Source organism: Streptomyces sp. URMC 126 (assembly GCF_051386555.1).
Classification (GTDB): Bacteria; Actinomycetota; Actinomycetes; order Streptomycetales; family Streptomycetaceae; genus Streptomyces.
The window spans coordinates 19,693-29,179 of record NZ_JBPQTX010000055.1 but is presented as its reverse complement, the minus strand read 5'-3'; the positions used below and the strand labels follow the sequence as shown (position 1 = coordinate 29,179).

8 protein-coding genes and 1 pseudogene are annotated in these 9,487 nt (G+C 72.8%); 7 read left to right on the top strand and 2 right to left on the bottom strand.

The window, feature by feature from the left end:
* Positions 1 to 218: 218 nt before the first annotated feature.
* The 7 genes and pseudogenes from gatC to ACSNOK_RS09760 all read left to right on the top strand — a co-directional run.
* Complete coding sequence (gene gatC, locus ACSNOK_RS09790; protein WP_004948522.1) at positions 219 to 515, top strand: Asp-tRNA(Asn)/Glu-tRNA(Gln) amidotransferase subunit GatC; 297 nt, start codon at positions 219 to 221, stop codon at positions 513 to 515.
* A gap of 5 nt (positions 516 to 520) precedes the next feature.
* Positions 521 to 2,017, top strand: coding sequence for an Asp-tRNA(Asn)/Glu-tRNA(Gln) amidotransferase subunit GatA (gene gatA, locus ACSNOK_RS09785; RefSeq protein WP_436780210.1), 1,497 nt, complete (start codon positions 521 to 523; stop codon positions 2,015 to 2,017).
* On the top strand, positions 2,014 to 2,283 hold the full coding sequence (locus tag ACSNOK_RS09780; protein WP_004948516.1) for a hypothetical protein: 270 nt from the start codon (positions 2,014 to 2,016) through the stop codon (positions 2,281 to 2,283). Before gatA ends, ACSNOK_RS09780 begins: the two co-directional genes overlap by 4 nt.
* Before the next feature lie 25 nt (positions 2,284 to 2,308).
* Positions 2,309 to 3,817 (top strand): Asp-tRNA(Asn)/Glu-tRNA(Gln) amidotransferase subunit GatB, encoded by a 1,509-nt coding sequence (gene gatB / locus ACSNOK_RS09775; RefSeq protein ID WP_436780209.1) that lies wholly within the window; start codon positions 2,309 to 2,311, stop codon positions 3,815 to 3,817.
* 234 nt (positions 3,818 to 4,051) lie between these two features.
* Entirely contained in the window at positions 4,052 to 4,660 is a 609-nt protein-coding gene (locus ACSNOK_RS09770) for an AMIN-like domain-containing (lipo)protein (RefSeq protein ID WP_436780208.1), read from the top strand.
* Between the two features lie 205 nt (positions 4,661 to 4,865).
* Positions 4,866 to 7,106 carry an MMPL family transporter gene (locus ACSNOK_RS09765; protein WP_436780207.1) on the top strand — a complete coding sequence of 747 codons (2,241 nt, stop codon included), beginning with the start codon at positions 4,866 to 4,868 and terminating at the stop codon, positions 7,104 to 7,106.
* Between the two features lie 114 nt (positions 7,107 to 7,220).
* A pseudogene (locus ACSNOK_RS09760) lies at positions 7,221 to 7,438 on the top strand (helix-turn-helix domain-containing protein); the annotation flags it as partial.
* A 75-nt stretch (positions 7,439 to 7,513) separates the two neighbouring features.
* On the opposite strand, the gene ACSNOK_RS09755 reads toward ACSNOK_RS09760, so the two are convergent.
* Together ACSNOK_RS09755 and ACSNOK_RS09750 are read right to left on the bottom strand one after the other, a co-directional pair.
* Positions 7,514 to 7,897: a hypothetical protein gene (locus ACSNOK_RS09755; protein WP_436780206.1), complete on the bottom strand. Its 384-nt coding sequence runs from the start codon at positions 7,895 to 7,897 to the stop codon at positions 7,514 to 7,516.
* A 223-nt stretch (positions 7,898 to 8,120) separates the two neighbouring features.
* The gene (locus ACSNOK_RS09750) at positions 8,121 to 9,212 is read right to left on the bottom strand and encodes a hypothetical protein (protein ID WP_436780205.1); all 1,092 of its coding nucleotides are present in this window, start codon (positions 9,210 to 9,212) and stop codon (positions 8,121 to 8,123) included.
* Between the last annotated feature and the right edge of the window lie 275 nt (positions 9,213 to 9,487).

Here is a 9,487-nt window from a genome sequence, read left to right as displayed (position 1 = left end):
GTCCTCAAACGCCGGACCGGATATCAAGCCCGTCCGGCGTTTGAGGACGAGCGGCGGAGCCGCGATCAGCGGGGTCTGGGGCGCAGCCCCAGGAAACGGTGAAAGGGCGGGACCGGGGCACCCCCACCGCGCCAGCGGGCAATCCGTTTCGCGGCGGACGCCCGCCGCGCCATAGGATTGGCCGCGAAACCTACACACTCCACCCTGAGGATCGCTGCATGCCTGGCATCACGCGCGAGGAGGTCGCCCACCTCGCCCGGCTGGCGCGCCTGGAGCTGAAGGGCGAAGAGCTCGACCACTTCGCCACTCAGCTCGACGACATCATCGGCGCGGTCGCCCGCGTCTCAGAGGTCGCCGACCAGGACGTCCCGCCGACCTCCCACCCGCTGCCGCTGACCAACGTCATGCGGCCGGACGAGGTCCGTCCGTCGCTCAGCCCGGAGGCGGCGCTCTCCGGCGCCCCCGCTCAGGAGCAGCAGCGTTTCAAGGTGCCGCAGATCCTGGGTGAGGAGTGACCGAGATGACCACCGAACTGATCAAGCTGACCGCCGCGGAGATCGCCGAGAAGATCGCCGCCGGTGAGGTCACGGCCGTCGAGGTCACCGAGGCCCACCTGGCGCGCATCGAGGCCGTCGACGAGAAGGTGCACGCCTTCCTGCACGTCGACCGCGAGGGCGCGCTCAAGCAGGCGCGCGCCGTCGACGAGAAGCGCGCGCGGGGCGAGAAGCTCGGCCCGCTGGCCGGCGTCCCGCTGGCGCTGAAGGACATCTTCACCACCGAGGGCATCCCGACCACCGTCGGCTCCAAGATCCTCGAAGGCTGGATCCCGCCGTACGACGCGACGCTCACCAAGCGCCTCAAGGACGCCGACGTCGTCATCCTCGGCAAGACCAACATGGACGAGTTCGCGATGGGCTCCTCCACGGAGAACAGCGCCTACGGCCCGACCGGCAACCCCTGGGACCTCACCAAGATCCCCGGCGGCTCCGGCGGCGGCTCGAGCGCGGCCCTCGCCTCGTACGAGGCCCCGCTCGCCATCGGCACGGACACCGGCGGCTCCATCCGCCAGCCCGCCGCCGTCACCGGCACGGTCGGCGTCAAGCCCACCTACGGCGCGGTCTCCCGCTACGGCATGGTCGCCTTCTCGTCCTCCCTCGACCAGGGCGGCCCCTGCGCCCGTACGGTCCTGGACGCGGCGCTGCTGCACGAGGTCATCGCGGGCCACGACCCGCTGGACTCGACGTCCATCGACGCCCCGGTCCCGCCGGTCGTCGAGGCCGCCCGCAACGGCAGCGTCGAGGGCATGCGCGTCGGCGTCGTCAAGCAGTTCCGCGGCGAGGGCTACCAGGCCGGCGTCCTCCAGCGGTTCGACGAGTCCGTCGAGCTGCTCCGCGAGCTCGGCGCCGAGATCGTCGAGGTCGACTGCCCCTCGTTCGACCTCGCCCTGGCCGCGTACTACCTGATCGCGCCGTCCGAGTGCTCCTCGAACCTGGCCCGGTTCGACGGCCTCCGCTACGGCCTGCGCGCCGGCGACGACGGCACCCGCTCCGCCGAGGACGTCACCGCCCTCACCCGCGAGGCCGGCTTCGGCCCCGAGGTGAAGCGCCGCGTGATGCTCGGCACCTACGCGCTGAGCTCCGGCTACTACGACGCGTACTACGGCTCGGCGCAGAAGGTCCGCACCCTCATCACGCGGGACTTCGAGAAGGCGTTCGAGCAGGTGGACGTGATGGTCTCGCCGACCACGCCGACCACCGCCTTCGCGATCGGCGAGCGCGCCGACGACCCGATGGCGATGTACCTGGCGGACCTGTGCACCATCCCGACCAACCTGGCGGGCAACGCGGCCATGTCGCTGCCGTGCGGCCTCGCCCCGGAGGACGGACTGCCGGTGGGGCTCCAGATCATCGCCCCCGCCATGAAGGACGACCGGCTCTACAAGGTCGGTGCCGCGGTCGAGGCCGCGTTCACCGCCCGCTGGGGCCACCCGCTGCTGGAGGAGGCACCCGCACTGTGAGCACCGCTAGCGAGAACAAGAGCAAGGGCAGCGCGCTGAAGAAGGCCAAGGGCTTCAAGAAGTCCAAGGCCGGCACGTACCTGTCCATCGGCACGACCCTGTTCGGCGCGGTCAGCGTCGTCAAGCAGGCGAAGACGGCGCGCGGCGAGCAGGACACGCTCCAGCTCGTCGACGCGGTCGTCTCGGCCGCCGCCATCGTCACCGGCGTCGCTCTGCTCGTCCGCGAGCTGCGCCGTATGAAGAGCGACGACGTCCTCGCGGGCTGAGCCGGGACTGAGAGGTAAGTTTTCCGTGACCGTCACTGAACTGGTGTCGTACGAGGACGCGTTGGCGTCCTACGACCCCGTCATGGGCCTGGAGGTCCATGTCGAGCTCGGCACCAAGACCAAGATGTTCTGCGGGTGCTCCACGGAGCTGGGCGCCGACCCGAACTCGCAGACCTGCCCCACCTGCCTCGGCATGCCCGGCGCGCTCCCGGTCGTCAACGCCGTCGGCGTCGAGTCCGCGATCAAGATCGGTCTCGCGCTGAACTGCGAGATCGCCGAGTGGTGCCGCTTCGCCCGGAAGAACTACTTCTATCCGGACATGCCGAAGAACTTCCAGACCTCCCAGTACGACGAGCCCATCGCCTTCAACGGCTACCTGGACGTCCAGCTGGAGGACGGCGAGGTCTTCCGCGTGGAGATCGAGCGCGCCCACATGGAGGAGGACACCGGCAAGTCCACGCACGTGGGCGGCGCCACCGGCCGTATCCACGGCGCGTCCCACTCCCTGCTCGACTACAACCGCGCCGGCATCCCGCTCATCGAGATCGTCACCAAGCCGATCCAGGGCGCGGGCGCCCGCGCCCCCGAGGTCGCCAAGGCGTACGTCGCCGAGCTGCGCGAGCTCATCAAGGCGCTCGGCGTCTCCGAGGCCCGCATGGAGATGGGCCAGATGCGCTGCGACGTCAACCTGTCGCTGCGCCCGAACGGCACCGAGAAGTTCGGCACCCGCTCGGAGACCAAGAACGTCAACTCGCTCCGCAGCGTCGAGCGGGCCGTCCGGTACGAGGTCATGCGGCACGCCGCCGTGCTGAACTCGGGCGGCACGATCGTCCAGGAGACGCGCCACTTCCACGAGGACGACGGTTCCACGACCGCCGGCCGCATCAAGGAAGAGGCCGAGGACTACCGCTACTTCCCCGAGCCGGACCTGGTGCCGGTGGCCCCCTCCCGCGAGTGGGTCGAGGAGCTGCGGGCGACCCTGCCCGAGCTGCCGCGCGTGCGCCGCAACCGCCTCCGCGAGGAGTGGGGGATCAGCGAGCACGACATGCAGTCGATCCTCAACGCGGGCGCGGTCGACCTGATCGTCGCCACCGTCGAGGCCGGCGCCGACTCCGCCGCCGCCCGCAAGTGGTGGATGGGCGAGCTGGCCCGCCGCGCCAACGAGGGCGGCACCGAGCTGGCCGCCATGCCGATCACCCCGGCCCAGGTGGCCCGGGTGGCCGCGCTGGTCGCGGACGGCTCGCTCAACGACAAGCTGGCCCGCCAGGTCATCGAGGGCGTGCTTGCCGGCGAGGGCGAGCCGGACGTCGTCGTCGAGAAGCGCGGTCTGAAGGTCGTCTCCGACGAGGGTGCCCTCGGCACCGCCGTGGACGAGGCCATCGCGGCCAACGCGGCCATCGCGGACAAGATCCGCGGTGGCAAGGTCGCGGCGGCGGGCGCGCTCGTCGGCGCGGTCATGAAGGCCACGCGCGGGCAGGCGGACGCGGCGCGCGTTCGTGAGCTGATCCTTGAGCGCCTCGGCGTGACCGAGTGATCGAGCACAACCCGGAGCAGCCGGGCGTCCAGGGCTGACGCCGGCGGGTTTCCGCGTGAGGGCCGCTTCCCGGTGGGGAGCGGCCCTCTTCGCGTTGCCGCCGAGCGACGTATTGGCTGACAAGTCGCATTTGGCCGGATTCGCTCGATCGCTTCCCCGCCCGCCGGAACGGTCCGGCATGATCCGGGGCAACGGGCCGGACCGCGTGCCCGTACTCCATGGCTGGGGGTAGCAATGCGACGGTTGAGCACTGCGCTGGCCGCGCTCCTGCTGGCGGGCGCCGGGCTGGTGACGGCCACGGGGGCCATCGCGTCGGAGGCCGCGCCGGACGCGTCGAAGCCCGCGAACGGCGGCACCACGGACTCGGCGGACTGCCGGATCGGCTGGGGGAGCCGCCCCAGAAGCCACCCCGACTCCGAGTACCACCCGCTGACCGACATCAGGACCGGCCGCCACCGCTGTTTCGACCGCATGGTCTTCGACGTCCACACCTCGCACGGTCACCCGATCGGGTACCACGTGGGGTACGTCGACAAGCTGTATCAGGACGGTTCCGGGGACGTCGTCACCGTCGGCGGGGGCGCCGTCCTGGAGATCCGGGTGGCCGCGCCGAGCCACGACCCGGAGACCGGCGGCGCGCGCTACCCCGCGCGCGCCGGCCATCCGCTGCCCGGCGTGGACCTCACCGGCTACCGGGCGTTCCGCGAGGCCCGTTTCGTGGGCAGCTTCGAGGGCGACACGATGGTGGGCCTGGGGCTGCGGGGACGGCTGCCGTTCCGGGTGTTCCAGACGGGCAACCACGTCGTCGTGGACGTCGCCCATACGTGGCACACCTTCCGGTAGGAGCCGCCGTGCCGTGAGGACGGAGGGCACGGGCGTGGCCCCTGTGGTGTGACCCACAAAAGGGACAAACGATCTCCGGGAGCTGTCAGAGTGGACGGCCGGAGGCCCGCATAATGCGGCCGTCCGCCCCTCTCCGCCGCAGCGCTCGATCACCGCGGGTCCCCCCGGCGCGCGCCAAGCGGTACGACTCCCCGGAAAGCAGGGAATGACCGCTCTCGCCCGGTGGTGCCTGCGCCGCCGTCTCGCCGTCGTCGTCCTGTGGCTCGTCGCCCTCGCGGGCACGGCCGCCGCGGCCGCGCTGGCCGGTTCCTCCTACTCCGAGGACTACCGGGTGCCCGGCACCGAGTCCGGCCGCGCCACCGCCCTCCTGGAACGGGACTTCCCCGGCCGCGGCGGCGACGACACGATCGTCTGGCACACCACGTCCGGCACCGTCCGCTCCGCCGACGTCCGGCAGCGGATGTCCCACACGCTCCGCGAGATAGCCGACCTGCCCGGCGTCGCCTCCGTCGACGGCCCGTACACCGGCTCCGGCGGGCGGATCAGCCCCGACGGCCGGACGGCCTACGCCGACCTGACCCTCCGCACCGACGACCCGGCGAAGGTGCGCGCGGTCGTCGGCACCGCCCGGGCCGCGGCGGGCGACGACCTCGACGTGGCCCTCGGCGGCGAGACCATCGGCCTCACCGAAGGGACGGACGGACACCTCAGCGAGATCGTCGGCATCGTCGTCGCGGCCGTCGTGCTGTTCGTCGTCTTCGGCTCGCTCGCCGCTAGCCTCCTGCCCATCGCCACCGCCCTGGTCGGCGTCGGCACGGCCGCCGCGGGCACCGTCCTGCTGGGGCACCTGATGCCGGTCGCCGGTTTCGCGCCCATGCTGGGCACGCTCATCGGCCTCGGCGTGGGCATCGACTACGCCCTGTTCATCGTCACCCGCCACCGCAAGGGCCTGCGCCAGGGGCTGTCCGTCCCCGAGGCGGCCGAACGCGCGGTGGCGACCACCGGGCGGGCCGTGGTCTTCGCCGGCGGCACCGTCTGCGCGGCGCTCCTCGGCATGCTCGTCCTCCGGCTGGACTTCCTCATCGGCGTCGCCCTCGCCGCGTCCCTCACCGTCGTCCTCACGGTGGCCGCCTCCCTCACACTGCTGCCGGCCCTCCTCGGGCTGATCGGCCGCCGGGTGCTGGGCCGGCGCGAACGCCGCGCGGCCGTCCCGGCCGGCCCCGGGCCCGACGCCCCCACCGGCCTCGCCGCCCGCTGGTCGGCGCTGGTCGAACGGCGTCCCAAGCTGCTCGCCGCCGTCGCCGCCGCCGTGATGCTCGTCCTCGCGCTGCCCGCGTTCGCCCTCCACCTGGGCACCTCCGACCAGGGCAACAACCCGTCCTCGTCCACCACCCGGCAGGCGTACGACCTGCTCGCCGACGGCTTCGGCCCCGGCGTCAACGGCCCCCTGACGCTCGTCGCCGAACTCGACGGCGCGGGCGAACGCCTCGCCTTCGACCGGCTGCCCGAGCGGCTGCGCGGCACGCCCGGCATCGCCTCCGTCGGCCCCGCCGCGCACGGCCGGGGCGGCGCCTCCGGCGTGATCGCCGTCGTCCCGGACGGCTCCCCGCAGTCCCGCGCCACCAGCGACCTCGTCCGGCGCCTGCGCGCCGAGACCCTGCCCCACCTCACCGCCGGCACCGGACTCGACGTCCACGTCGGCGGACCCACCGCGGGCTACGACGACTTCGCCGCCGTCATCCGCGGCAAACTCCCGCTGTTCGTCGGCACGGTGATCGGCCTGGGCTGCGTGCTGCTGCTCCTCGCGTTCCGCAGCGTCGGCATACCGCTGAAGGCCGCCGCGATGAACATCGCCGCCGTCGCCTCCTCCTTCGGCCTGATCGTCGCCGTCTTCCAGTGGGGCTGGGGCAGCGAATCCCTCGGCCTCGGCCGCGCCGGGCCCATCGAGCCGTTCCTGCCCGTGGTGATGATCGCGGTTCTTTTCGGGCTCTCCATGGACTACCAGGTGTTCCTGGTGAGCCGGATGTACGAGGAGTGGCTCGCCACCCGCGACAACCGCCGGGCGGTCCGGGTCGGACTGGCCGAGACCAGCCGGGTCATCAACTCGGCCGCGATCATCATGATCTCGGTGTTCCTGGCCTTCGTCCTGAGCGGCGACCGCGTCATCGCCATGTTCGGCATCGGCCTGGCCGCGGCGGTCGCCCTGGACGCGTTCGTGCTCCGCACGCTGCTCGTCCCGGCACTGATGCACCTGCTCGGCGGCGCCAACTGGTGGCTGCCGCGCTGGCTGGAACGGCGGCTGCCGCGCATCAGCATCGAACCGCCGGAGCCCCGCCTGGAGCCCCGCTCCGAGCACTCCCCGGAGCCACGCCCGGACCGGCTGCCGAAGACGGCGCCGCTGGCCGGGGCGCGGCCGGAGCGGGAGGACATACGGCCGGTGGCGTGACGGAGGGGGTCTCGGGGCCCGTCCGCCGCTTCGGACGGCCGCCCGTCCCGCCGTGTGCCGGACGGCGGTCGCTGCCGGACCGCGCATGCGAGAGGGCCTCGAAGGGGCCATCCGATGCCCGAAGAGGAGCCGCATGCGATCCGGATCCACCTCGACCGCCTGCTCGCCGAGCGTGGGATGACGCGTACCGCGCCGTCCGCCCGGGTGGGATCACCGTCGTCAACCTGTCCGCGCTGAAGAACGGCCGTGCCGAGGCCATCCGCTTCTCGACCCTGTCGAGGATCCGCGAGGTCCTGCGGTGCCGGCCGGGCGATCCGATCACTCACGACCCCGGGGGGACCGGGGGCGTAGTCCCGGGGCTCGGGTGTGGCGGGGGCTGTCGTCCGGAGCCGCGGCCGGGGTGCGGGTCAGCCGTCCTGGATGTCCGAGATGAGCTTGGTGCTCAGGTCGCTCTGCACGGCCAGCCGGGTGTGGCCCGCGTGCGGGCCGGTGCCCCAGGTGAGCGTGACCGTGGTGAACAAGTGCCCCGCGCCGGAGTCGTGGTAGCGCACCTCCCAGCGCGTGGGTACGTCCTGGGCGCGCAGGACGCCGTCGGCGTGGTGGGCCTCCTCCCAGGCGGCGAGCCGTCGGCGCAGGTCCTCGGTGAGGTAGTGGGCGCGGAGCTCCGGGCCGAGGTCGTCCGTCCCGTCGGAGACGGCGTCGATGTAGGCGCCGTAGAAGTCGGCGACCCGGTCGACGGCGGAATCCGGGCTCCCGCCCCGGACCGCCTCCTTCGCCTGCTCTTCCGCCATGAATTCCCCCTCGGCGAACGGAAGTTGCGGTGACCGTCGACGTCACCCTGCCCCCTTCGGACGCGGAATACTCCTTTCAGGTGATATGTCGTCGGAAGCGGCGATCCGGGTGGCGTCGCCATCGCACTTTCTGTGCCGCGGAAGCGCCGGCGCACCGGGAGCGGAACGGCGGTCGGACGTTCATCGCCCTCGGGGTGAGACGGCGGCCACCGGACGACGCCCGCTAGGACCGCGTCGCCCTGTCGCACTCGTCCCCGGAGGACCCGCCCCGCCCGACCGGCGCGCTGCGGTCGTACGGGTCGACCTCCGTGCCGGCTCCGTCCGCCCGCCGGTCCGCGCCGAAGGGCGGGGTGAAGTAACCCGTGGGGGCGCCGCAGCCGCCGTTGGTCATGTCGTACTTGTACGAGACGATCGAGAACGTGCCCGGCTCGGTGGCCACCTTCGCGGGGTCGTCCCAGCTGAGGACCAGCTCGCGCCGGACGATGGTGCGCACGATCTCGCCGTCGTCTCCCGCGTCGGCGCGGGTGACCGGGTAGACGAAGGTGACGTCGGCGGTCACCTGGAGCGCGCCGCGCTCGCCCTCCCGGTAGGTGAGCCGTCCCCGGGTCTTCACGACGTCCCCGACCGGACGGGTGCGCGAGGGCTGGAAGCGGCTGAAGAGGAGGAGGGGGTCGTCCTTCTCGCTCGGAGTCCGGAAAGCGGTTCTCAGGAGGTCCTGGACGTCCTCCTGGCGCGGGTTGATCAGCGCGATCGCCTTCTCGGGGCGCTCGCCCCGCAGCACCCCACGGTCCAGGTTGGACGCTACGAGGAAGTCCCGGCTGCGGGCGAGCGCCTGCTCGACCTCGGCCGCGCTCATCCAGCCGACCGCCCCGGCCTTCGGTACGGTGATCCCGGCCGCTCCGCTCGCCCAACTCGCCGCCGGCGAGCCCCGGAACGGCTCGTCCCTGGTGGGACGCCCGGCCGCCGCCGGGGGCGCCCCGTCCGGGCGGCCGGTCTCGGCCGCCGACGGCGGGGAGTCGGCGCCGGCGAACAGGTCCACGATCCGCCCCGGCGCGAGCGCCACCGCCAGCAGCGCCAGCGAGGCCGACAGCCCGACCAGGTACCAGCCCGTGCGCCGCTTGGGCCGCGCCGGAGCGTAGGTGCGCCGGCCCTCTCGGCCGCGGCCGGGCTCCGCGCCCAGCCGCTGCGCCATCCCGCGGGCCCGCGCCGACGGCTCCTTGGGCGCATCGGCGGCACCCGCCGCCGACTCGCGCAGAAACCGCTCCCACTCCTCGTCGGACCTGGACGAACCGTCCGGCTCCGTACCCGCGCCCATCCTCGGCCCCTTGACAATCAGTACTTCGCGGCCCAATCCGGGACGCGTCCGCATCATGACACGGAGCACTGACAGCGAGGCCGGCCGGACGGACGGCGAGGACGTGGCACCCCCTCAGCCACGGCCGCCCCGCCTCGTTCCGTCGGGCGCCGTAAGGCGGCAGGCGCCCGCCGCCCGGGAATCTAAGGCACTCACGCGCCCCTGATATGAGGCACTCGCCCGATGCTCCGCCCCCGCCTTAGAGACGAAGCTTTTCTCAGGCCGGAAGACCACCG